General features: G+C 61.9%; 18 protein-coding genes and 1 rRNA gene. 10 read left to right on the plus strand and 9 right to left on the minus strand.

Features of this window, described 5'->3' with window-relative positions; all coding sequences use genetic code 11:
* Positions 1-75 (plus strand): 5S ribosomal RNA (rrf, locus tag AC1Q6C_RS22515); the annotation flags it as partial.
* Between the two features lie 286 nt (positions 76-361).
* On the opposite strand, the gene pdxR is transcribed toward rrf, so the two are convergent.
* Positions 362-1,756, minus strand: coding sequence for a MocR-like pyridoxine biosynthesis transcription factor PdxR (gene pdxR, locus AC1Q6C_RS22520; RefSeq protein ID WP_007727183.1), 1,395 nt, complete (start codon positions 1,754-1,756; stop codon positions 362-364).
* Positions 1,757-1,803: 47 nt separating this feature from the next.
* Between pdxR and AC1Q6C_RS22525 the strand changes: the two genes are divergently transcribed.
* The 4 genes from AC1Q6C_RS22525 to AC1Q6C_RS22540 all read left to right on the plus strand — a co-directional run bounded on the left by AC1Q6C_RS22525 (position 1,804) and on the right by AC1Q6C_RS22540 (position 6,039).
* On the plus strand, positions 1,804-2,262 hold the full coding sequence (locus AC1Q6C_RS22525; RefSeq protein WP_007727180.1) for a carboxymuconolactone decarboxylase family protein: 459 nt from the start codon (positions 1,804-1,806) through the stop codon (positions 2,260-2,262).
* A gap of 619 nt (positions 2,263-2,881) precedes the next feature.
* Entirely contained in the window at positions 2,882-4,336 is a 1,455-nt protein-coding gene (locus AC1Q6C_RS22530) for a hypothetical protein (protein WP_238565165.1), read from the plus strand.
* A gap of 129 nt (positions 4,337-4,465) precedes the next feature.
* Entirely contained in the window at positions 4,466-5,164 is a 699-nt protein-coding gene (locus AC1Q6C_RS22535) for a class F sortase (protein ID WP_007727173.1), read from the plus strand.
* Between the two features lie 77 nt (positions 5,165-5,241).
* The gene (locus tag AC1Q6C_RS22540; protein WP_054187853.1) at positions 5,242-6,039 is read left to right on the plus strand and encodes an SDR family NAD(P)-dependent oxidoreductase; all 798 of its coding nucleotides are present in this window, start codon (positions 5,242-5,244) and stop codon (positions 6,037-6,039) included.
* A 14-nt stretch (positions 6,040-6,053) separates the two neighbouring features.
* Here AC1Q6C_RS22540 and AC1Q6C_RS22545 read toward each other — a convergent pair whose 3' ends face one another.
* Positions 6,054-7,175 carry a GGDEF domain-containing protein gene (locus AC1Q6C_RS22545; protein ID WP_125050252.1) on the minus strand — a complete coding sequence of 374 codons (1,122 nt, stop codon included), beginning with the start codon at positions 7,173-7,175 and terminating at the stop codon, positions 6,054-6,056.
* Between the two features lie 175 nt (positions 7,176-7,350).
* Here AC1Q6C_RS22545 and AC1Q6C_RS22550 point away from each other — a divergent pair, with 175 nt between their 5' ends.
* Both AC1Q6C_RS22550 and AC1Q6C_RS22555 read left to right on the plus strand, forming a co-directional pair.
* Positions 7,351-7,995 carry a GntR family transcriptional regulator gene (locus AC1Q6C_RS22550; protein WP_007727164.1) on the plus strand — a complete coding sequence of 215 codons (645 nt, stop codon included), beginning with the start codon at positions 7,351-7,353 and terminating at the stop codon, positions 7,993-7,995.
* Entirely contained in the window at positions 7,995-9,269 is a 1,275-nt protein-coding gene (locus AC1Q6C_RS22555) for an MFS transporter (RefSeq protein ID WP_070161580.1), read from the plus strand. Before AC1Q6C_RS22550 ends, AC1Q6C_RS22555 begins: the two co-directional genes overlap by 1 nt.
* A 45-nt stretch (positions 9,270-9,314) precedes the next feature.
* Here the strand turns inward: AC1Q6C_RS22555 and AC1Q6C_RS22560 are convergent, their stop codons facing one another.
* The 6 genes from AC1Q6C_RS22560 to AC1Q6C_RS22585 all read right to left on the minus strand — a co-directional run bounded on the left by AC1Q6C_RS22560 (position 9,315) and on the right by AC1Q6C_RS22585 (position 19,577).
* A complete protein-coding gene (locus AC1Q6C_RS22560; RefSeq protein ID WP_003941083.1) occupies positions 9,315-10,886 on the minus strand; it encodes a flotillin family protein in 1,572 nt (523 codons plus the stop codon).
* An 11-nt stretch (positions 10,887-10,897) separates the two neighbouring features.
* Entirely contained in the window at positions 10,898-11,413 is a 516-nt protein-coding gene (locus tag AC1Q6C_RS22565) for a hypothetical protein (RefSeq protein WP_492666821.1), read from the minus strand.
* 148 nt (positions 11,414-11,561) lie between these two features.
* Entirely contained in the window at positions 11,562-12,863 is a 1,302-nt protein-coding gene (locus AC1Q6C_RS22570; RefSeq protein ID WP_462376017.1) for a M1 family metallopeptidase, read from the minus strand.
* Between the two features lie 11 nt (positions 12,864-12,874).
* Positions 12,875-16,768 (minus strand): Pls/PosA family non-ribosomal peptide synthetase, encoded by a 3,894-nt coding sequence (locus tag AC1Q6C_RS22575; protein ID WP_492666862.1) that lies wholly within the window; start codon positions 16,766-16,768, stop codon positions 12,875-12,877.
* Positions 16,769-16,890: 122 nt separating this feature from the next.
* Positions 16,891-18,744, minus strand: a complete 1,854-nt coding sequence (locus AC1Q6C_RS22580; protein WP_007727149.1) for a BCCT family transporter — start codon at positions 18,742-18,744, stop codon at positions 16,891-16,893.
* 425 nt (positions 18,745-19,169) lie between these two features.
* Positions 19,170-19,577 (minus strand): hypothetical protein, encoded by a 408-nt coding sequence (locus tag AC1Q6C_RS22585; protein WP_054828023.1) that lies wholly within the window; start codon positions 19,575-19,577, stop codon positions 19,170-19,172.
* Between the two features lie 39 nt (positions 19,578-19,616).
* Here AC1Q6C_RS22585 and AC1Q6C_RS22590 point away from each other — a divergent pair, with 39 nt between their 5' ends.
* Complete coding sequence (locus AC1Q6C_RS22590) at positions 19,617-19,943, plus strand: hypothetical protein (protein ID WP_054828022.1); 327 nt, start codon at positions 19,617-19,619, stop codon at positions 19,941-19,943.
* On the opposite strand, the gene AC1Q6C_RS22595 is transcribed toward AC1Q6C_RS22590, so the two are convergent.
* Positions 19,931-20,071 (minus strand): hypothetical protein, encoded by a 141-nt coding sequence (locus tag AC1Q6C_RS22595; RefSeq protein WP_003941170.1) that lies wholly within the window; start codon positions 20,069-20,071, stop codon positions 19,931-19,933. The two genes, AC1Q6C_RS22590 and AC1Q6C_RS22595, sit on opposite strands and share 13 nt — an antisense overlap.
* A gap of 244 nt (positions 20,072-20,315) precedes the next feature.
* Between AC1Q6C_RS22595 and AC1Q6C_RS22600 the strand changes: the two genes are divergently transcribed.
* On the plus strand, positions 20,316-21,047 hold the full coding sequence (locus AC1Q6C_RS22600) for an SDR family oxidoreductase (protein WP_054828021.1): 732 nt from the start codon (positions 20,316-20,318) through the stop codon (positions 21,045-21,047).
* Positions 21,048-21,198: 151 nt separating this feature from the next.
* Positions 21,199-22,566, plus strand: a complete 1,368-nt coding sequence (locus tag AC1Q6C_RS22605) for a purine-cytosine permease family protein (RefSeq protein ID WP_054187860.1) — start codon at positions 21,199-21,201, stop codon at positions 22,564-22,566.
* Positions 22,567-22,578 lie beyond the last annotated feature (12 nt).

The raw sequence follows: 22,578 nt of genomic DNA on the forward strand, positions 1-22,578 counted from the left end.
AACCCGGAAGCTAAGCCCTTCAGCGCCGATGGTACTGCACTCGACAGGGTGTGGGAGAGTAGGACACCGCCGAACACACATTAGAGAAGCCCCCCAACCAGTGATGGTTGGGGGGCTTTCTCGTACCCAAAACACCCCCGACTTCGAGCGAACGGTACGTTCGTCGCCTCAGATCGACCGAACGTACCGTTCGCACCATCAGGGGCGGGCACGCCGCCGACTCACCACCGCGTCCGGGATCGAGTGAACGGCACGCTCACCCTCTTGGGCGAGGGGAACGGTACGTTCACTCCATCAGGGCAGGGCAGGGCAGGGCAGGGCAGGGCAGGGCAGGTGAGCGGATGGGCAGATCCGACAGGCGTTATCGCAGAGCTGCCTGTAGCACCTCGCAGAGCACGTCCAGCGTCCTCGAGTACTGCGACTGCGTCGGCGTGCTGTAGCCGACGACGATGCCGTCACCGCCGACTGACGACACGTCGGGATGTCGGAAGACCGAAAGCCCTTCGAGCCCGAGATCGCGCGCCCGGGCCGCTGCAAGAACAGATTGTTCGGTGCCGGAGGGCAGACGGATCACAGCGTGAAGTCCCGCGGAGATCCCCTCGACCCTGACCTGGGGTACTTGCTGCGCAAGTGTCGCAACCAGTTGATCGCGTCGTCGTCGGTACGAGGTGCGCATCTTTCGAATATGGCTGTCGAATCTTCCGGATTCGATGAAGTCCGCCAAGGTCAATTGATCCGTTGAACTTACCCAGCGTTCGTAGGGTCCCTTTGTTGCGAGGACAGGTTCGATCAGCCTGTCCGGCAACACCATCCATCCGATGCGAATTGCCGGCGACAGTGTCTTGCTGACAGTGCCCAGGTACGCAACGTGCTGCGGTGCGATTCCTTGGAGTGCACCGACAGGTTTTCTGTCGTAACGGAATTCGCCGTCGTAGTCGTCCTCGATGATGACGCCGCCCGTAGTCGTGGCCCATTCGAGAGCGGTCGCGCGCCTCGCCGGTGTGAGGGGACCGCCGAGAGGGAACTGATGGGTCGGCGTCAGCAGAACACTTTCAGCAGATGTAGACGCCAATTCGTCTGTGCAAGTGCCTGATTCGTCAACCGATATGGGAACTGTCAGCAGCCCTTCGTCGGCGAGCAACTGCCGGTGCAGGTGAAGGCAGAAAGCGTCGACCGCAATCGTTCCTCCGAGTGCGCGGGCAAGGAGGGAGATCCCGTGACCCGAGCTGGCACTGATCACAATGCAGTTCGGATCGACGCGAACGCCTCTGGTGCGGCTCAGGTATGTGGTGAGGGCGTTTCGGAGTTCGACTCGGCCTCTGGGATCAGTAGTCGCGAACGCGTCGGTCGGCGCGGTGGTCAAAGCACGTCTGGCGGACGAAATCCATGCAGCGCGGGGAAACGCCGACGCGTCGGGCGATCCAGGGAGAAGGCTGTAGGTCCAGCGTCGTCGAGTCGGTGATGGCTCGACCTCGCGGGTGTGTGTGCTGGCGAGCGTGGCGACCAGGGTCCCGGAACCAGGCCGTGTGACAAGCCACCCAGCTGCGGCGAGTTCGGCATAGCAGTCCGCAACGGTGTTTCGGGCAACTCCGAGGTCGAGCGCGAGGGTGCGGGAAGGTGGGAGTCTGGTGCCGGGCTTCAACAGTCCACTGTCGATCGCGTCGCGAAGGGTCTGAAGCAGTGCAGCGCGAACCCCGATTCCCTGTGGCAGCTCGATATGTAGATCGAACCCAAGATTGGCCCACGAATTCACCACCGGATTGAACCATGTTTCCGGGTCTTTCCGGGATTACCGTTTGAGTTATGACTACAGCAACAGGACAAAGACTGGATATCGCAAAGCTGGCGCCCGAGGTCTACAAGGCGATGATTGCGTTGGATGCCGCTGCACGCAAGGGGCTGGAGCCGACGCTCGTCGAGCTGGTCCTCACGCGTGCGTCGCAGCTGAATCATTGCGCATGGTGCCTGGACATGCACACTCGCGACGCACGAAAGGTCGGCGTGACGGAGCAGAAGCTCTACCTACTGAACGCGTGGGAAGAAGCGCGAGGGATGTACTCCGATCGTGAACGTGCCGCGCTCGCCTTGACCGAGGCCGTGACAGTCCTCACCGACGGTTTCGTTCCGGACGAGGTGTACAGCGAGGCTGCCGGCGAATTCTCGGACGTGGAACTGGCTCAGCTCATCAGCGTCATTTTGACGATCAATGCGTGGAATCGCATTGCGGTTACCACGAGGAAGGCGCCTCCGGTCCGAGACTGATCCGAGGCCGTGCTCCGCTCTCCGGCAGGGCAGGGTTCCGCCGTCGGAGATCTGGATAATCGACGCAAAGAGGACCAAAAGATTGGTTCAGGGTGTGAACAAAACCAACAGATTCTTTGAATGTGAGGCAAATCACACAATGTGAGTGGAGATTGTTCTGGGGCATCTACAAGTTGCCCGAATCCCGACAAAGCAGTCTCGGTTGGAAGTTTCCGGCGAAGGGGTCCGCATAGCGGGCCCCTTCTTTTGCGCGCGAGCTGAAAACGCCCCTTCCTGTGAGTTTCCCCAGAATGTCCAAGTTACCGACTGGCTAGCGTTGGCGAAATGTCGGGAACGTCGCGGTTGGATGAGCAGATTTTGGGGGGATCGCGATTGTTGTGCGGTTGGACAAAGGTTCAGTCACCTTCATGGCTAACTCGTCATCCGAATGTCCAAGCTGCGCCCTGGGTGCTCGACGATTGGGTGATCATTCTTGAAACATGCACTACATTGCCATTCAGTAACTGGCTGATTGCCAAAAGTGATCGGCTGATCCTCTCGGAAGTGAGCGCTGGGTGGCGTGGTATTGGGAATCCAGGCAACCGTCCCGCTACCGAAATGTCTTGAAAGGGAAGCTTTGATGACTGTGTCTGGTTCACGGCGTAGGCCGCTTGTTCTCCGGCTCTCGCTAACTGCAGCTATTGCCGTAGCGGTCGCCGGTAGTAGCGTTGCTTTTGCTTCGCCAGCTGTGTCCGCGCCGATGCCGGTGCGAACCGCGGCCGCTCCGGCGTTCACCGCCGGGTTGTGTGAGGGCACCGAGTACACGCCCTCGGAGCAGATGCTCGACATCTCCGGCATTCGGCTGGATCACTACAACGACGGCAACATCGTGCCGATGTACGGCACCACCGATCGGGGTACCTCGGCCGCGGTGGATGCTCCGGTCTGCGGTGTCCGCGACGTCGACGGAATTGCGAAGTCGGAATGGATGTACTGCACGGACTTCGATCTCGATCCGTGTGCCGGTGTCGACGAGAACGGTTTGCCGGTTGACAAGCACAACGACGAGATGGGTGCGACGGTGCCGTCTTCGGGCAATCCCGATCTGTCAGCCGACGATCTCGCTGTCATCAGTTGGTTGCTGCAGAATCCCGCCAAACTCGACGGTGTCGTTTCGGGAAATAGCAGCGAGGATGCACGTTCGGCGCGGCAGACGCTTGTGTGGTGTGTCTCGGACTACGACAATCCGCTGATGGCCGATTTCAAAAGCCTGTGCGACAGGAACATCGGAGACGACGAGCGAGCTCGCATCGTCGAGATCATGAACGTCACGCAGACGCTCGACCTCGTTCGCAAGACACCCGCGACGGGGACTCTGAAGGCCGGCGAGACTGCCGTTTTCACCCTGAATACGAATATGTACCGGAAGCCGATCACTGTTCAGTCCTCGGCGGGCACCGAACTGACCGTCTGTGGTGACAACGCCAAGGCGACGTTGACTGCAAATCAACTGACGGTCGACGGCCGCGGCGACGCACCGACTGCTGTTGATCTTTGCCTCACCGCTGCGGCCGGCGGGGACTACTCGGTGACTGCAAGCGTCATTCCGGATTCGGTCGAGAACCTGCACTGGAACACGGCAGGCGCACAGTGCCAGATCTTCGCGTCGTTCGACACCGTTCGGCCGGCTTCGATGAATGCATCTGCCAGCGTCGGATATGCAGCAGCACCCACGACGACACCGGCAACGAGCACACCGGCAACAACCACACCGGCAACGACCACACCGGCCACCACGACGCCTGCAACCCCGGTCGTTCCGATCGTGCCGATTGTTCCGATCGTGCCCATCGTGCCGGTTGTGCCGATCGTGCCTGTAGTTCCGGGTGCACCTGTTCCGTCGCAGCCGGTTGCAACTCCCGCAACTCCGGCGCCGTCGGCTCCGAAGCCGGCCACTGGCCCCCGCCCGGTTGCCATCGACGGTGGTGCTGCTGAACAGAATTCAGGCCGCAACGTCGCCGTCGCAGTGACGGGCCTCGGGCTTGTCGGAATGGCTGCTGCCGGAGCAGTTGCTCTCCGCCGCAAGCGATCCTGACACCAGGCACGTGTAGTAGACGTCGGCACCGATCACGCTTCGTGTGATCGGTGCCGACATTGATCAGACGCAGGGGGCGTCAATTCGCACGAGGTGCCGGGGGCGCCTCATCCCGCAGGAGACAGTTCGATGACCATGTACGAGTCGGATCCCAATCCATCCAATCCATACGACGATCCCAACCACGATCAGCCCGCGAGTCCAGGCAAAGGGCGTCGTGTCGCGTTCATTCTGGCTCTCATCGCGGTGTTGGTCGCCGGTGCTTCCATGGCCTTCGTCGGCCTGCGATCCTCCGATGACGATGCTGCGATCCCGCCGAGTCCGGGAGTTGTCATGTCGCACTCCGCGAATCCGGCAACGCCTACGGATGCGTTGATGACTCCCAACACCCTTTCGCTCGACCCGGTCGGTGTTCAGGCGCCGATCGTGGACGCCACCGTGCCGGAAGGAGTTCTCACTCCGCCGGAGAACGTCAAGAACGTCGGAATCTGGCTCGACGGTGCATCTCTCGATTCCGCCACCGGCACGACCTTGATTGCCGGACACGTCAATCTGACCGGCCAGGGTAACGGCGCGCTGTTCGACCTGGGCACGATCGAGCCGGGTGAAGTGATCCGTACATCCGACGCGACGGGTAAGAGCACGTCGTGGAAGGTGACTGCGGTGACGACGCGCCCGAAGGCCGATGGTGTGGAGGAAAGCGTGCTGGCCGGCCCGGAGGGCCCTCGTAAGTTGGCAGTCGTAACCTGCGGCGGCGAACTGCAATTCGAGGACGGTGTGGGCAACTACGCCGACAACGTCTACCTGTACGCGGATCTGATGGTCTGAGACACAGGAATGATTCCGACGGTCCCCGATCCCTCTTCGTAGAGATCGGGGACCGCCTGTTGGATAGTGTCGCAGGTATGGATCTTCACTTGTCTGGAAAGCGTGCGATCGTTGCCGGTGGTAGCAAGGGGATCGGTCTGGCAATCGCCAGAGGTCTGGCCGCTGAAGGGGTCGACATCGCGATACTCGCGCGCACTGAGCGAACCGTCGTAAGCGTTGCACGAGATTTGGTTTCGGAGTTCGGAATTCGTGCGATCGGAGTCGTGACGGATACGCGAGACGACGACGCGGTTCAGGCGTCGGTGCGGCAAGTGGTAATGGAGTTCGGCGGTGTCGACATTCTGGTCAATTCGGCAGCGACGCCGTTCAGCGCCGGAAAGCCGACGGATTTCGAGGCGACCACCGACGACGTCGTGCGAGACGAAGTCGAAGTGAAAGTGCTGGGGTACCTGCGAACTGCGCGCGCTGTGGCGCCGTATCTGATTGATCAGGGTTGGGGTCGGATCATCAACATCAGCGGTTTGGGTGCCAGACAGGCCACTTCGATCGCCCACACGATCCGCAACGTCAGTGTGTCTGCACTGACCAAGAATCTTGCGGACGAGCTGGGCCCCAAGGGAATCAACGTCACCGTCGTCCATCCGGGCGTGACGAGGACCGAGAGGTTGACCGCACGGATTACGCGCGAGTCGGAAGAATCCGGCCGCTCGCAGGCAGAGGTGGAGCGTGGTATCGCGACGAACTCGATACATCGGATCATCGATGCCGAAGAAGTAGCCGACGTCGTGACCTTCCTGGCATCGCCGCGAAGCATCGCGATCACCGGTGACGCAGTGGCAGCGGGTGGAGGAGTGCCAGGGCCGGTCTACTACTGAAATTGTGCGTACTGCTACCTGCCGGCGGTGGTGACGATCGTGTGAACGCGTCCGCCGCCGAGTCTCTTGCTTTCGTACATCGCCGAATCGGCGACTTTCTGCATGTCCGTGAACGCTGCTGCGCGGTCTTCTCCGGCGACGAATTTGTGGGTACGCACGGCGATTCCGATGCTCGAAGTCGACGGTATCTCGTCGGAATTCGAGTGCATTGCCGGTCCGATCGAGTTGAGCATCGGTCCGATGGCTGGCACGGAAAGTCTTTGAACGAGGATGAATTCGTCGCCGCCGACCCGCGCGACGACAGCATCAGCGTGTGCCCAGGCGGATAACCGCTGCGATACCCGGAGAATGATGCGATCGCCGACGTCGTGGCCGTGCACGTCGTTGATCGTCTTGAACCGGTCGATGTCGATCGCGATCACGAGTAGTGCCGCAGATTCTTGACGCTGGAACCCCTCGAGTACCTTCTCGACGTGGCGGTCGAGGCCACGACGGTTCAAGAGGCCGGTGAGAGGATCGAGGTCGGAACTGGAAGCATCCATGCTGAGCATCGTCAGCACGATCTGCGAGATGAATGCGCAGACCACCAACGCGGTGATGACGACCAGTACTTTCGAAACACCAAGGGCTGGATCGCGATCCGGCCCGAACAGAATTGGCTGCGCAGCCACCGCGATCACAAGAAGCGAGAAAGCTATGTGCGCGATCTGCAACTTCGGGTTGTGGAAGTAGGCGATGTAGATGCCGACCAGAGCAAAAATGACACAGGTGAGCAATCGTGCGAGCTGGGAGGAATCTCCAACGACGGAGATCGTGACCGCGATGTCGCAGAAGACCACGAAACCGAACGAGCGACGCTTTGTGGGGCCGAAGACCCACCATGAGACTCCGACTACGAAGCACGAGATCACGACAGCAGTATTGAAGAACAGCGCAATCGTGCTTGTCGGACCGGCAGGGCTGAATCTGTTCAGTAGTGCGCACACTCCCAGTCCGATGACAATGATGCCAAGTAATAGCCGGGTGGCGGTCGTGAGGCCGTTGTCGCGGAGATAGCGAGTGAAGCGGTCGTATTGATCGGGAAGAATCAACCACTCGCGGGTCAGCGTCCTCATCGACTTCATCTGCGATGTCATGAGTGCATCAGTCCTCGAAGGCTGGAGCGTGCGCCATTCATCGCGAACTGATTCCTCTTCTGTCTGGCACCTTGCAATGCTAACTGGATCGATGCCGCATCGGACCGAGATGTTCGGATCGGCGACCCGGATGTCTGCGTTGCGCCAGCGTGGAGTATAAATACATCTTGTGTCTATGTTGTATTCCGCTTCCGAAACCGTCTTCCGCGAAGTCAAGGAGCTGATCCTTTCCGGCGAGCTCGCCGGCGGGGAGCTGATCAGTGAGGGTGACATCGCTGCACGGACCAATGTGAGCCGAACGCCGGTGCGTGAGGCGTTTCTGCGTCTCGAGTCGGAAGGTTGGATGCGCCTCTATCCGAAGAAGGGGGCGCTGATCGTCCCGGTCGCGGATGGGGAAGCGGAACACGTAGTCAGTGCCAGACAGCTCGTCGAGACTCAGAGCGTTCGAGTGGTGTCGGTCCGACCGCACGCACGGGAAGCGCTTGTCGCAGCGTTGCGCGCGAATCTGATCGAGCAACGTGAGATTGCTGATCGCGGGGACGTGGCCGCGTTCAGCGCAATCGATGCCGACTTCCACAAGATGATCGTTGCCGCCGGTGGGAACCCTTTGCTCGACTCGTTCTACGCGAGTCTGCGCGACAGGCAACGACGGATGACAGCCCGGTCGATCTCACGCGACCCCGGCCAACTCTCGCGCATCCTTGCCGATCACACCGCGCTTACCGACCTCGTCGACACAGGCGATGCCGACGGATACAACACTGCCGTCCTCACACACATGCGCCAGGTCCACGGCCTCGGCTTCGAAGGAACTCTGTGATGAGCACCCAAACGATCGGCGCTGGGACCGCGGCCGAAACTCGTCTCGAGGGTGAACGCATCTCCGGCGGAAAGTGGCTGTGGCTGACCGTTGCCGCCAGTATGTTCGCCGCTGCCTGGGGCGGAAACGAATTCACCCCACTGCTGGTGATGTACCGACTCGACCACGGCTATTCGCCGGTGATGGTCGATTTCTTCCTCTTCGCCTACGTCGTCGGAATTGTGCCGGCCCTGCTGCTCGGCGGCCCGCTGTCCGATCGATTGGGTCGACGCCCGATCATGCTCCCCTCGCCGATCATCGCGATCGCCGGTTCGACGCTGCTCGCTTTCGGGGCGGACTCCGCCGCTGCTCTCATCCTGGGAAGAATCCTCTGTGGCATCGCCTTGGGGATCGGTATGGCCGTCGGCGGCTCCTGGGTCAAGGAGTTGTCCACGCAACCTTGGGATCCGACGGCGTCGGAAGGCGCAGGTGCTCGGCGAGCAGCGATGAGTCTGACCGCGGGCTTCGCCTTGGGAGCGGGTGCTGCGGGAATCTTGGCGCAGTGGGCGCCCATGCCGAGTGTGTTGGCGTACGTGCTGCACATCGCGATCACCGTCCTCGCCGCCATGGCGCTGTGGCGTGCGCCCGAAACACGACCGGCACAGGCGAAATCCGACCGTCGCAGGTTGATCGACGACCTCAAGATCCCCTCGGCAGGTCACCGCAGATTCCTCTACGTCGTTGTTCCGTTGGCGCCGTGGGTGTTCGGTGCCGCCAGTGTCGCGTATGCAGTTATTCCGGCGCTCATGACCGGGCACAGTGGCGATGCGCCCGTGGCCTTTTCGGCTCTGCTGTGCATGGTCGCGCTGACATGCGGATTCGCGATTCAGTCGTTGGGGCGCAAAATCGACACCGACCGCAGTGCTCGTGGCGCCGTTGTGGCTCTGGTGTTTCTGGTGGTCGGTATGGCCGGTGCTGCTCTGGTTGCGTCGACGCTGACCGTGGCGATCGCGATCGTGGCTGCAGCGATCCTCGGTTGCGGGTACGGCATGGCACTGGTGTCCGGGTTGCTGGAGATCCAGCGAATCGCGGGGCCGGACGATCTGGCAGGATTGACCGCGGTGTTCTACTCGATCACCTACATCGGGTTCGCGGTGCCTGCGTTGCTGGCGATGCTGTCGGAAAGCATTCCGGCACTGAGCTACACGGTGACTCTGCTGTTCGGATCAGCCGCCGCCGCTGCCTGCTTGATTCTGATTCTCTTCAAGTCGCGTTCACACCTGCCGAGCGCGTGAAGCCGGTCCGCCGACCCCTGCGAGAGTCGGCGGACCGGGGCGAAATCACGCGTCTACAGTTGCGGAACCGTTTTCCGAACTGTGGACCGAATTGTGTACCGAACCGGCCGGAACCGATGCGGTCTTGTTCAGGCCGTTGAGCAAACCGGTGATATCGACGCCTGAGCTTTCGAGAGTTTCGATGACACCGGCAATCACCTGGGGACTGATGCCCAGGATCGAGCCGATCGAACCCTGCGCCCCGTCGCTGCCGCCGACGATGGAGATCCGATCGATGTCGCCGACCGGCTTCGCTGCTGCTGCGGTGGCGTCGACCAGTGCTGCCAGAACGTCAGGCAGAGTGAGCAACTGCGCGGCCTGCGGGGTGTAGGAATTGAGCGCCTCGGCGATCTGACGCTTACCGGCAGCCTCGGCTTCGAGCTTGGCGCGCAAACCATCCGCTTCGGCCTGCTGTTCGGCGCGAACGGCGTCGGCCGCTACCTTGCGGCCGTCAGCTTCGGCTTCCAGACGTGCTCGAAGGCCGTCGGCATCAGCCTGCTGCTCGGAGCGAACAGCGTCGGCGACGAGCTTTCGTGCATCGGCCTGAGCCCCGCCGGCCTGCCTTGCTGACTCGGCCTGTGCCTGGGCGCGGAGGATCGCGGCCTGTCGCTCACCCTCTGCGCGTGCGATGGAGGCTTGGCGTTCGGCCTCGGCCGGTGCAATGACATCTGCCTGCAATGCCGCTTCCGATTGCTGGGCGCGACGACGCTCGACCTCGGTGCGAGCTTCGACGCGGGCCGCCTCGGCCTGCTCACGTGCGATGCCGACGGCCTTCTCGGCCGTTGCCTGCGCGAGTGGTCCGGCCTGGTCGGCTTCGGCGTTCTCGGCTTCGGTCTGTGCTCGAAGGCGAGCGAGTTCGACGTCGCGCTTCTGATTTGCACTCGCGATCGCAGTGTCGGCCTCGGCCTGTGCGACGGAGCCTGCCTGTCGCGCCTTTGCCGACTGGATCTGCGAATCACGCTCTGCTTCAGCAGTTCCGATCGCGGCATCACGTTTGACCTCGGCGATGCGGCGCTGACCGAGCGATTCGAGGTAGCCGTTGAAGTCGGAGATTCCCGCGATCTTGATGACATCGACTTCCATGCCGATGCGTGCGAGGTCGCCGCCTGCCTCCTCGACCACGCTGCGTGCGAGCGAATCGCGGTTGGAGTTCAGATCCTCGACCGTCATGGTCGCGGTGATTCCGCGCAGGCTGCCGGCGAGGATTTCGTTGATCTGCTGCTGGAGTTCGTCCAGGTCGGAGGTCAGGAATCGTTGCACCGCTGTCTGAACCGCTTCGTCGGCGGAACCGATTCGTACCAGGCCGACTGCCTCGACGTTGACCGGAACACCGTCGTTGGAGAGCGCATTCTTGAGATTGATGCTGACGTTGAACGGCTCGAGCGACATGATGTCGACGCGTTCGATTCCCGGAATCTTGAACCGGGCTCCGCCGCGGACGACTTTCGGCTTGCCTCGTCCGGTGAAAACCGCCACTTCGTTCGGCGGGACCTTGACGTAGTTCTTCACGTAGATCGCGGGGAGAACGATGAAGATGATTACTGCGACTACAACCGCAATGATGATGATTGGCAGCATGTATCGAGTCCTTAGATCGCGTCGTCAACCGTGACGACGTGAAGGTATTGATCGTCTACATCGGCGATGTAGACGGTGGTGCCGGTGGTGAGCGCCATCGGCTGTGCACTGACGGCCTTGGCCTGCACGCGATTGCCTTCGGCGTCGACGAACGAGACTTCTCCCCAACCTTCGGCTGCAATGGTGAGAGTGACGGTGCCCAACAGCCCGGAGTACGAAGCTCGTCCGATGTGCGAATTATCTTGTTGTTCAAGGAGATAGGGGAGAAGTAGGCCGCGCGTGACGACAACGAGAACGGCGGTGAGTGCGAGTGCTGCAATCGCCGCTACCAATGTCGGAGCGTCCGCGAGAGTGGCAGCTACGCCGCCGGCGCCGAAGCCGAAAAGTGCTGTGGCCAAGGTTGTCAGGCTCAGAAATGGCAGCCCGTCTGCGTGGCCGCCGCCCAGATCTGCAACCTCGCCGACGGCAAAGGCTCCGACCAGGGCCACGACCCCGATCACGAAACATATTGTGAATACAACGAACATCGATCCCCCGATCTACCTGTCGAGGAAGCGTGCCCTGAGAATTGTGTTGTCGGGGTCGTCCCTCGGCCCACCTCTATAGTAAAGGTAAGACAAAGATAATCGGCGCATTCGGAATGTTTCGGCGTGGTGATATCGCGGTGAGAGAGCGTCAGAGACGAGGCAGGGAGCGCTGATTCAGCCATGCATCCCACAGTGGGCGCAATGGAGTGTCGGTGAAACGTGAAGCGAGATCGGTGAATTGCTCGGTACTGACCGTGCTGTGCCGATGCTTCGTGGTCCACTGACGGATCAGTTCGAAGAACTTCTCGTCTCCGAGAACGCCGCGCAGGGCGTGCAGAGTCAATGCGCCCCGCTTGTAGATTCGATCGTCGAACATCAGGGCAGGACCGGGATTGGCGACGATCAAGTCCTGAGATTTACGCCCGAGCCCTTGATAGGCGTTTGTCGCGAGTTGGTTCGAGGACGGGCCACCGGAATTCTCGGACCAGATCCACTCCGCGTAACAGGCAAAGCCTTCGTGCAGCCAGATGTCGCACCACTGCCCGAGAGTGAGGCTGTTGCCGAACCATTGATGGGCAAGCTCGTGTGCGACAAGACGTTCGGAACCGCGCCTGCCTGTGCAGTGGTTGGCTCCGAAGATCGAGAGTCCCTGCGCTTCGATGGGGATTTCGAGTTCGTCGTCGGTGACCACAGCGGTGTAGTCGGCAAAGGGATACGGTCCGAACAGCTTTCCGAAGACCTCCAACATCTGGGGTTGGCGCCCGAAGTCGACGTCGAACGCTGCTCGCAGCCGAGGTGGGTGAACGGCGAAGACCGGTACCGGCCCGGCGCTCACTTGTCGGTGCTCGTACTGACCGATCTGAATGGTTGCCAGGTAGGTTGCCATCGGTTCGGTCTGCTCGTAGACCCACGTCGTCTGACTCGCACGGGTCTGCTTGCGGATCAGCTTGCCGTTGGCGAGGGCATAGAACGGGGAATCGGTGGTGATCGAGATTCGGTACGACGCTTTGGAAATCGGATGGTCGTCGCACGGGAACCAGGACGCCGCGCCGTTGGGCTGACTTGCGACCAAAGTTCCTTCGTCGAGTTCCTCCCAGCCGACTTCGCCCCACAGGCTCTTGATCGGCTCGGGGTTGCCGCTGTACGCGATGGTGACCGACAGGGCACCGCCCGCGGGGATCTTGGTAGACGGCGTGAGGATCAGCTTGTTGTTCAAGTGCGCGTACTTGGTGCCGCGGGCACCGTTGACGGACACCTTGGACACCTGCAGGTTCTGTGCGAGGTCGAAGCTGAACTTGGATCGGCTCTCGGTGGTGACAGCGGTGATGACTGCCTTGCCGGCGAGACGGTTACTGAAGACCTTGTACGTCAGTTCCAGTTCGTACCGAGACACGCGGTACCCGCGGTTGCCGTTGTGTGGCAGGTACGGATCGAGCGGCTCTTCGAGCATTCTGTTCGGCTTCACGACGCCACCCACGGTGCAATCGGATTGCCCTGCCAGCGGGTGGAGGGCGGAACGGTGTCACCTCGCATCACCAGAGATGCAGGCCCTACCGTCGCTCCCGCGCCGATGCCGGCTGCGGGTAGCGCGACACAGTGCGGTCCCAGCGTTGCTCCTGCTCCCAAAGTGACGGTGTCCATGGACATGATCCGATCATGGAAGAGATGAGTTTGCACGACGCACCCCCGTTCCACTGTCGCTCCGTCGCCCAAAGTCACAAGATCTGCCTCGGGTAGCCAGTACGACTCACACCAAACGCCCTTACCGATCTTGGCCCCGAGTCCACGCAAGAAGATGTTCAGTACGGCAGTACCAGTCGCCGCGCGAGCGAACCACGGCGCCGCGACGGTCTCGACGAAGGCGTCGGCTACCTCGTTTCGCCAGACGAACGAACTCCACAGCGGATGCTCGACCTTGGCGATGCGTCCGACGACGATCCACTTGGCGGCGATGGTGATCGCGCCCGCCACTGCTCCGGCGACGAGCAGAATTACGCCGCTCAGCAGAGCCGCGAACCAGAATCCGACTGCGCCGACCAGTGCTTCGAGTGCAAACAGAACACCGAGACCGATGCCGAACGTGACCATGACGGGGATCAGTCGGCAGGTTTCGACCACTCCGCGGGCGATCTTGAGGCGCATGGGCGGATTGAACGTGCGGGCGGCGTCGGTGTCCCCGGCAGCCCTTCTCAGACGTACCGGTGGACTACCCAGCCACGATGATCCGGACTTGGCCTTGGACGGGGTGGCCGACAGAACCGCCACGAGACCGTTCTTGGGGACGCGTCGACCGGGGGCGGTCATACCGGAGTTGCCGAGGAACGCACGCTTGCCGATCTTGGCCTGTTCGATGTGCATCCAGCCGCCGCCGAGGCCGTAGCTCGCAACCATGGTGTCGTCGGCGAGGAATGCGCCGTCGGCGACCGTCGTGAACTTGGGAAGGAGGAGCACGGTGGATGCTTCGACGTTCTTGCCGATCTTGGCGCCGAGGAGGCGGAGCCATCCCGGCGTCAGCAGGCTCGCGTAGAGCGGGAAGAGGAAGGTTCTGGCCGAGTCGAGCAGGCGTTCGGTCGCCCACACCTGCCAGCCGATGCGGCTGCGGACAGGGTGGTAGCCGGGGGTCAGCCCGATCGAGAGAAGACGAACGGCCACCAGTGTGACGACTGCGAAGACGAGCAAACTCAGGATGGTCGCGACGGGAAGCATGATCAGCGATTGGAGCACTGCACTCGCGAGCGTGTCGGTGTCGCGGATCCACCAACCGATCAAGGCGATTCCGGCCATCAGCGCGAAGATCGGCATACCGGCCAGGAAGACCGAGGTGACGCCGTATACCGGCACCCAGCCGGGTGCGCGCTTCGGATGTTCGGCCGGCCAAGGATGATTCGCTTTCCCGACCTTGGTGGCGGGGGAGCCGGCCCACTGCTGGTTTGCCTTCACTCGGCCGAACACCGCAGATCCGGGTTCGACGACGGCGTCCCGACCGATACGCGCGCCGGGCAGAAGCGTCGAGCGTGAACCGACGGAGGCGCCGTCACCGATCTTGATCTCGCCGATGTGAATGACGTCGCCGTCGATCCAGTGGCCGGAGAGGTCGACTTCGGGTTCGACGGAGCAGCCGTCACCGAGTTCGAGCATGCCGGTGATGGGAGGAAGTGTGTGGAGATCGACGCCGCTGCCGATGTCGGCGCCGAGGGCGCGGGCGTAGTAGAGCATCCACGGTGCGCCCGAAAGGTTGGCTGCGCCACTGGCTTCGGTGAGTCGGAGCGCTATCCACAGACGCAGGTGTTCACTACCACCTCGCGGGTACGTTCCTGGCTCCAACTTGCGTAGGAGCAGGCGCGCCCCGACGACGGCGATGGTCATACGGCCGATCGGCGTGATGAACACGATGAACGCCAACAGGATCCACCACCACGAGACCGTGGGCGCCCAGCTGACGTCGACGAACCAGCCGAGGACGTTGTTCGCGATCGCCAGCCACGTCACCCACTGCAGTCCGGTGAGCGTCGTGAGCGGAACGGTGACGGCGATCTGCGCGAGCTGAGTCTTCAAGGGTGTCGGAGCGACGATGCGCGGCTCCACAGTTTCGGTGGGTGCCAATTCGTCGAGATATTCGGCGAGCGATCCCAACCGTGGGTGGTCGTAGAGCTGTGCGACGGTCACTTCGGGGAACCGCTCGCGCAGGGCGGTTACCAGCTGAGCCGCAGAGAGGGATCCGCCGCCCACTTCGAAGAAGTCGTCGTCGAGTCCGGTGATCTGCGCGCCCAGGATCGAACCCCACAGACCGGCAACCCAGGCAGCGGTGCCGTCGAGGCCCAACGCGGCCCCCGCATCTTCACCGGCGCCGGGCAACGGCCACGGCAGCGCATTGCGGTCGACCTTGCCTGACGTACGCGTCGGAAGTTCGTCCATCAACGCCAGACGCGGCACGAGGGCCGCTGGTAGTTGCTCGCTGAGCAGCGCATGAGCGGCCTTGAGATCGAAGTTGGGATCCGTGCTGGCGATGTATCCGACGAGGAGCTGGTTGCCGGCTGCCGTCTTCTTCACGGCGGCCGCAGCGCCGCTCACGCCCGGCAGGTTCTGCAAGGCGTTGTCGACCTCACCGAGTTCGATGCGCCTGCCGCCGAGCTTGACCTGATCGTCCGCGCGGCCCTGGAACATCAGGCCGGTGGTCTCGAGCCGGACCAGGTCGCCGCTTCGGTAGGCGCGTTCCCACCCGAGAGAGGGCATCGACGCGTACTTCTCGGCGTCCTTCGCGGGATCGAGGTAACGGGCGAGGCCGACGCCGCCGATCACCAGCTCGCCCACCTCACCGACCGCGACGGGATTGCTCTGGGCGTCGACGACGGCAAGGTCCCAGCCGTCGAGGGGGAGGCCGATGCTGACGGGACTCTTGCCGTCCATCAGTGCGCCGCAGGCGACGACGGTTGCCTCGGTGGGGCCGTAAGTGTTCCAGACCTCGCGGCCCTCGACGGCCAGGCGCTCTGCCAGTTCGGGTGGGCAGGCTTCGCCGCCGAAGATCAGGAGTCGAACGGCTTCGAGGGCCTCGGCCGGCCACAGAGACGCAAGCGTCGGCACAGTGGAGACGATGCTGACGTCACGCGAGACCAGCCACGGGCCGAGGTCCATGCCGCTGCGAACCAGCGAACGAGGAGCCGGGACGAGGCAGGCGCCGTGGCGCCACGCGAGCCACATCTCCTCGCAGGACGCGTCGAATGCCACGGAGAGTCCCGCGAGGACGCGGTCACCAGGCCCGATGGGCTCGTCCTGGAGGAACATGCGCGCCTCGGCGTCGACGAAGGCAGCGGCATTGAGGTGAGTGACCGCGACGCCCTTGGGGGTGCCCGTGGATCCTGAGGTGAAGATGATCCAGGCGTCGTCCTCGGGTTCGGGTTCGCGAACCGGTGGATGTTCGAGCCGCTTCGGCGCCGTCCCCGGCTGGATTCCGTCGCCGGTGATGATCGCCGCTACCTGCGCCTCGCCGAACACCAACTCGGCGCGCTCTTCCGGATCGTCGGCGTCGACGGGAACGTAGGCGGCGCCCGCCGCGAGGATCGACAGGATCGCGACGTACAGCGAACGCGAACCTGACGGCATCCTGATTCCGACGCGGTCACCTGCGCCGACGCCGGCATCACCGAGCCAGCGCGCACCGAGCTCGATCTCGTCGAGCAACTCCGAGTACGACAGTGTGGTGTCGCCGTCGTCGATGGCGGGTGCTTCCGGGTTGGCCTCGGCTGAGGCCCGCACGATGTCGATGAGCGTGCGCGGCGCAGGTGCATGCGCCGACCGTAGGAATACGGACGGAATCCCGAAAGATTGTTCCGTCTCCGACTGCGACTGGAGTGGCAAACCCGTTGGTCCTGTTCTACTCACGAAACTTAGAGTCCTGCGAACTGTCGAGTTGAAAGTCTCATGACAAGTTTGCGAGTTGGTGAACAGATATGCCTAATGCAACATGCCGAACGTGCCGGTCAGTCCGTACTGGCAGCTTGCGCGTGGCCTTCTGCCGAGTCGGCGAACTCGGGTGTGTCGAACACCTCTCCGCCCAGCGGATCGACGACCTTCGATTCCTCGGAGAAGTCGACGGCGCCGGTATCCGGGTCGATGTTGACCGCATGGGCGGGAACTTCGTGGACCGCGACGAGCATGTGGGCGTCGGAGGGATCCGTCATGATTCCGCTTTGTGACGGGGTCAGCCCGGCGAAGGTCGACGAGATCTTCAGATCGCGGAGCCGCTTTTCGGTGGGTTGCGGAACGTCGGTCGATGCCGAGGCATTTGTAGAAACCCGCAGGTAGCGTGGTGCTGAAGCGACCTCGTATCGGAACGCCTTCAGCATCGACAGACATGCCAGCACCATGATGACCGAGAACGGTACCGCCGTGGCGATGGCAACGGTTTGCAGCGCCGTGAGCGATCCACTGCCACCCACGATGAGGAGAACTGCGGCCGCGGCACCGGAGAGGAACGTCCAGTAGACACGCGTGATCTTGGAGGTCTCCAAGCTGCCACCGGTCGCGAGGATGTCGATGACGATCGAGCCGGAGTCCGCGGACGTGACGAAGAAGAACACGATCACGACGATCGCGAGAACACTCGAAATCGTTCCGAGCGGAAGTCCGTCGAGAAGCGTGAACAATGACGTGTTGGTGTCCACTGCGCCGGATGCGTCGAGCATCGTGCCCTCGTTGCGCTGACGCAGAATGCCGGAGTTACCGAAGATCGTGAACCACAACGAACCGACCAGCGTCGGGGCCAGCAGCACACCGAAGACGAATTCGCGGATGGTGCGGCCGCGTGAGATGCGCGCGATGAACATGCCGACGAACGGTGCCCAACTCATCCACCAACCCCAGTAGAAGATGGTCCATGCACCCTGCCAGCCGTCTTCGGCGAACGGGGACGTACGCAGCATCAGTTCGGGCAAGGCCTGGACGTATCCGCCGAGGTTCTGCACCCACGACTGCATGAGGAACAGCGTCGGTCCCAGAATCAGGACGAACAGTGCCAGCGCGGCAGCGAGCATCATGTTGATGTTGGAGAGCCACTTGAGGCCCTTCGTGACACCGGAGACGACCGAGAAGGTCGCCATGCCCGTCACGATGACGATGATGGTGATGACCAACCAGTTGTCGGTCTCCACCCAGCCGAGGTAGTCGAGGCCGGCCGAGATCTGCTGGACACCGAAGCCCAGCGACGTCGCGACACCGAACAGCGTGCCGACGATGGCGACGACGTCGATGGCGTGGCCGATCTTTCCTTCGATGCGAGCCCGTCCGAGGAGCGGCTCGAGCAACCAACGGATCGAGAGCGGACGACCCTTGCGGTAGGTCATGTACGCCAGACCGAGGCCGACGACGACGTAGATCGCCCATGCATGAAGGCCCCAGTGGAACAGCGTCAGTTCCATTGCTTGATTGGCTGCGGCGTCCGTGGATCCGGCGATCTGCCCGGCGACGGGTGGGGTCACGTAGTGCGAAAGTGGTTCGGCTACTCCGTAGAACACGAGCCCGATGCCCATGCCGGCGCTGAAGAGCATCGCGAACCACGAGAGCATCCCGAACTCGGGCTGCTCGTCGTCACGTCCCAATCGGATGTTGCCGATGCGGCTGATTCCGCAGTACAGCGCAAAGATCACGAAACCGGTGGCCGAGAGGATGTACCACCAGCCGACGCCGTCGCTGATCACGTTGTTGAGTGTTTCGAAAGCGTCCGCGGCTGTTCCCGCGTAGATCACGGCAAAGGCGATCAGGGCAAAGATCACTATCGACGCGGGGATGAACACGGGTTTCCGTAGTTCACGCCACGCAGTTTTGACCGCAGTCATTCCACTCCTCGAACGTTCAGGCATTCACAGCGCCCATCAGTGCGGCCACGTGTCACGCGTAGGTGGGCGTTTCGCTCACACCATCGCAGGTCAAGACCGGGCTATTGTTTTGAAATTCAACGTAACGTCAAGTTTCGGTCAACTCAACTGGACGAAAGATGCTGCACTGTCGCGAAAGTTCTCACTGGATGCCGTAGTTCCGGTTGTAAATCGTTGGGTAATAGTGGCATTGGGTCATGAGTGGAATGCTGAACGGCGAATTCGATTGGTACGGTGAGTTGAATCGGTCGAGTCGACGCTCACCGATTGACCACATTTGTCAAACTAGGCGAAACAGCCTGTCTGTCAGGTGGTTAACTCCTGGCGTGCTTGCCCGATCGTGGCGGTCAGGTGTCGATACCTAACTGTGATTGTGATGGTCGCAACTATCGGTGTTGCGGGCCCTGTTCGCCCCGCTGGGCGTCGATCAGATCCATCGCATCCTTCAGGCCCAAGCCCGGATGTAGTTCGCGTAGTGCCTTGATTGCGGGAATGCGGTCGTCTGTCGACGCGAGTGCGCTACGGACGTCGTCGGCAGGGATTTCGGTGGGGGCAGTTGTCCCTTCCCACCACACCGACTGAGGTTTGTTCCTGCTTCGCCAGGCTTGGACTGCGTAGTAAGCAGACCCGACCGTCGCGAAAAGCCAGATTGCGAGGAATGTCCAATTCCAAGCTGTGGGTTCTGTGATGACCTTGTCGATGGTGCTTGGGCCGAAGAAAACGAGTAGCCAAACCAGCACGATCGTCTGCCACCATCGCTCGACGCGCCTGCTCGGATTCCACCACTCTGCCATCGACCGATACTCGCACAGGGCTGCTGTTTCGGTGCGACGATGGAGATCATGGAGATTCGTGATGCGGTGGAGCGACTTCGGGCGGATTCCGGGACCTCGATGATCTTCGGAGAACCGCACCAGACCAGCGACGGATCGACGATCATCACGGTTTCGCGTCTACACCGGCGGTGGCGCCGCGACCCGATACCGGTGCCAGTGGGAGTGTTCTCGATCCACGAGGGTGAGCCGTCGTGGTCACCGGCCGTCGATCACACCAGGGCGGCTTTGATGGGGGAGTTCATCGGGTTGGCGGCCGCAGTGATCGCAACTCTGGCCGTTCTACGTCGTCCGCCCTGGCCTGATGTGACGATTCAGAAGGGGTGACCCAGAATTACGCCGATTAGTTGGAACGGCATCGCGAGGAACATCGATCCGACGTAGAGCGGATAGCGAATCGGATCGCCGGCGAGGTAACCCTCGGCGAGCCAGGCCATGACGTCTGCTGATCCCATAGTCGTTACTTCCCTTCGCTGTTGTGGTTCACCGACATTTTCGGTCGTGGGAGTTGTTTTGTTACAAGCGAACTCGAAGGAGGAGTACATGTGAAGGCAGTTTCGACGCAGCAAACGTCGTCAAGCGAGATCCCCGGGGGCGGTGTCCTCTACCAGCTAAGTCTCGATACTTAGCACTGTTCCGTAGTGAAATCTGTGCGTTCTGCACATGTCGGGACAATTCGGTGAGCCCTACAGTCGCTGCATGACAACGACACCTTCTCCTCTCTCAGGCAAGACCGTCGTACTGATCGGCGGCGGAACAGGCATCGGGCTGCGAGTGGCGCAGCTTGCCGTCGACGCCGGCGCGCAGGTAGTTCTCGGTGGCCGAACCGCATCCAAGCTCGAAGCAGCGGCCGCGCAGCTGGGTGAGGCTGCGCACTGGTTCACCGTCGACACCTCCGACGACGACTCGGTGAAAGAGTTCTTCACCAACATCCCCAGCGTCGATGCTCTCTTCACCACGGCTGCCGATTACCAGGTCGGCTCGTTCCGTGAACAGAGCGTCGAGGAAGCGGCGTCGCCGTTCACCTCCAAGTTCTGGGGGCAGTACCGCGTCGTGCACGCTGCGCTCGACAAGCTGACACCCACCGCATCGGTGGTCCTCATGTCCGGCGCTGCCAGTGTGCGGCCACCCGCAGCTGCCGCGGCATACGTTGCAGCCAACGCGGCAATCGAGGGGCTCGGGCGGGGGCTGGCGGTCGAACTGTCGCCGATCCGCGTCAACACTGTCGCTCCCGGAACCATCGACGGGCATCTGTGGGCTCAGCGCCCGGCGGAGGTTCGGGAGGCCGCGTTCACCTGGAGCGCCGAGAACAACGTGCTCGGCCGCGTCGGGAACGAAGACGAGATTGCACAAGCGGTGTTCTATCTCTTCACCAACACGTACACAACGGGTTCCACGCTGTACCCCGACGGCGGATACGCGTTGCGTTAGACCCGTGCCATTTGGCGACTGTGTGAAATGACGACTGTGCGAAATGCATTGTCGTAACACGAAGAAACGCCAATTCGCCCATAGGCGTGACCCCTGCCACATTCGTACCGTCTTCTCCGAGAACACTTCCCAACTATTCGAGGAGTCCGTCATGAAAAACACGTCAGCGACCGCCGCCGGCGGTGAAGTGTCCGACGGTGACGACTACGCGCTCACCCGCGTTCCCGACGAAGCACGATATTCGTGGTTCTCGGTGGCAGTACAGCGATTCGGTCAGGTATCGGCACTCGCACAGTTCTTGCTCGGTGCGACGCTCGGCTACGGTATGACGTTCTGGAATGCCTTCTGGGCATTGACAGTCGGGGCGGTGATTCTCGAGGTCGTCTGTATTTTCATCGGCATCATCGGGGTTCGTGAAGGGCTCAACACATCGGTGGTCGCACGCTGGTGTGGATTCGGGCACGCAGGTTCCGCGGTGATCGGTTTGGTGATCGGGGTCAGCCTGATCGGTTGGTTCGGCATTCAATCTGCTGTCTCTGCATCAGGTTTGCACGGAATCATGCCGTTTCTGCCGCAGTGGGCGTGGGCTTTGGCCTTCGGTCTCCTGATTACCGCGATAGTCCTTCGCGGGTTCGGATCCATGCAACTGATCGCCAACATCACCGTTCCGCTGTTCCTGATCCTGGTCGGTTGGGCCGTCGTCGCCGAACTGCGTAATCACTCGCTGTCAGATCTGATGACATCTGCTCCAGCCGGGCCGGAGCTCAGCTTCCTCGCCGGAACTACCATCGTCGCAGGCGGTTTCATTGCCGGAGCAGTGATCACACCTGACATGACGCGCTTCAACCGCACGGCAGGCGATGTCGTGAAGCAGACGCTCGTCGGAATAACGTTGGGCGAATACGTGATCGGGCTGACCGGTGTTCTTCTTGCCCATGCCGTTCGCAGTTCCGACATCGCCACGATCATTCTCTCGTCGGTCGGTTGGGTCGGCGTTCTGATCATCGTTCTCGGCACCTTCAAGATCAACGACTGGAACCTGTACAGCTCGGGGCTCGGCGTCGTGAACTTCATCGACGTCGTGTTCGGTCGACGGATCAATCGCGCCGTCGTCACCGCTGTGGTCGGCATCACCGGTTCGGTCCTCGCGGCTGCCGGAATCCTCAACTCGTTCACCGACTTCCTGATCCTGTTGGGCGTCGGATTCCCGCCGATCGCCGGGATCATGGTGGCGGAATACTTCATCGTCAAGACATGGCGCAAGGATCTGGAGGAGAGTCGAGCTGCGGGTACCCTCCCGAACTCGGCACCCACTTGGGTACCGGCCACGCTGGTGATCTGGATCGTCTCGGCGCTGATCGGTCATTACAGCACCTTCGGCCTGCCGTCGATCAACGCGGTGGCCTCGGCCTTCGTTCTCTACGTCGTCGCGGGTCGACTCGGCCTGATTCGCGGAGTCGGACGCACCGCCACCGAAGCGCCGCAAGAGACTTCGGGAAAATCTGCGCTCACGCACTAGCACGGCACACAC

Source organism: Rhodococcus sp. MT28, from assembly GCF_058792695.1.

Coding starts and splice junctions, on each gene's coding strand:
- AC1Q6C_RS22525 (WP_007727180.1), top strand. CDS start 1,804: ATGACTACAGCAACAGGACAAAGACTGGATATCGCAAAGCTGGCGCCC.
- AC1Q6C_RS22530 (WP_238565165.1), top strand. CDS start 2,882: ATGACTGTGTCTGGTTCACGGCGTAGGCCGCTTGTTCTCCGGCTCTCG.
- AC1Q6C_RS22535 (WP_007727173.1), top strand. CDS start 4,466: ATGACCATGTACGAGTCGGATCCCAATCCATCCAATCCATACGACGAT.
- AC1Q6C_RS22540 (WP_054187853.1), top strand. CDS start 5,242: ATGGATCTTCACTTGTCTGGAAAGCGTGCGATCGTTGCCGGTGGTAGC.
- AC1Q6C_RS22545 (WP_125050252.1), bottom strand. CDS start 7,175: ATGACATCGCAGATGAAGTCGATGAGGACGCTGACCCGCGAGTGGTTG.
- AC1Q6C_RS22550 (WP_007727164.1), top strand. CDS start 7,351: ATGTTGTATTCCGCTTCCGAAACCGTCTTCCGCGAAGTCAAGGAGCTG.
- AC1Q6C_RS22555 (WP_070161580.1), top strand. CDS start 7,995: ATGAGCACCCAAACGATCGGCGCTGGGACCGCGGCCGAAACTCGTCTC.
- AC1Q6C_RS22560 (WP_003941083.1), bottom strand. CDS start 10,886: ATGCTGCCAATCATCATCATTGCGGTTGTAGTCGCAGTAATCATCTTC.
- AC1Q6C_RS22565 (WP_492666821.1), bottom strand. CDS start 11,413: ATGTTCGTTGTATTCACAATATGTTTCGTGATCGGGGTCGTGGCCCTG.
- AC1Q6C_RS22570 (WP_462376017.1), bottom strand. CDS start 12,863: ATGCTCGAAGAGCCGCTCGATCCGTACCTGCCACACAACGGCAACCGC.
- AC1Q6C_RS22580 (WP_007727149.1), bottom strand. CDS start 18,744: ATGACTGCGGTCAAAACTGCGTGGCGTGAACTACGGAAACCCGTGTTC.
- AC1Q6C_RS22585 (WP_054828023.1), bottom strand. CDS start 19,577: ATGGCAGAGTGGTGGAATCCGAGCAGGCGCGTCGAGCGATGGTGGCAG.
- AC1Q6C_RS22590 (WP_054828022.1), top strand. CDS start 19,617: ATGGAGATCATGGAGATTCGTGATGCGGTGGAGCGACTTCGGGCGGAT.
- AC1Q6C_RS22595 (WP_003941170.1), bottom strand. CDS start 20,071: ATGGGATCAGCAGACGTCATGGCCTGGCTCGCCGAGGGTTACCTCGCC.
- AC1Q6C_RS22600 (WP_054828021.1), top strand. CDS start 20,316: ATGACAACGACACCTTCTCCTCTCTCAGGCAAGACCGTCGTACTGATC.
- AC1Q6C_RS22605 (WP_054187860.1), top strand. CDS start 21,199: ATGAAAAACACGTCAGCGACCGCCGCCGGCGGTGAAGTGTCCGACGGT.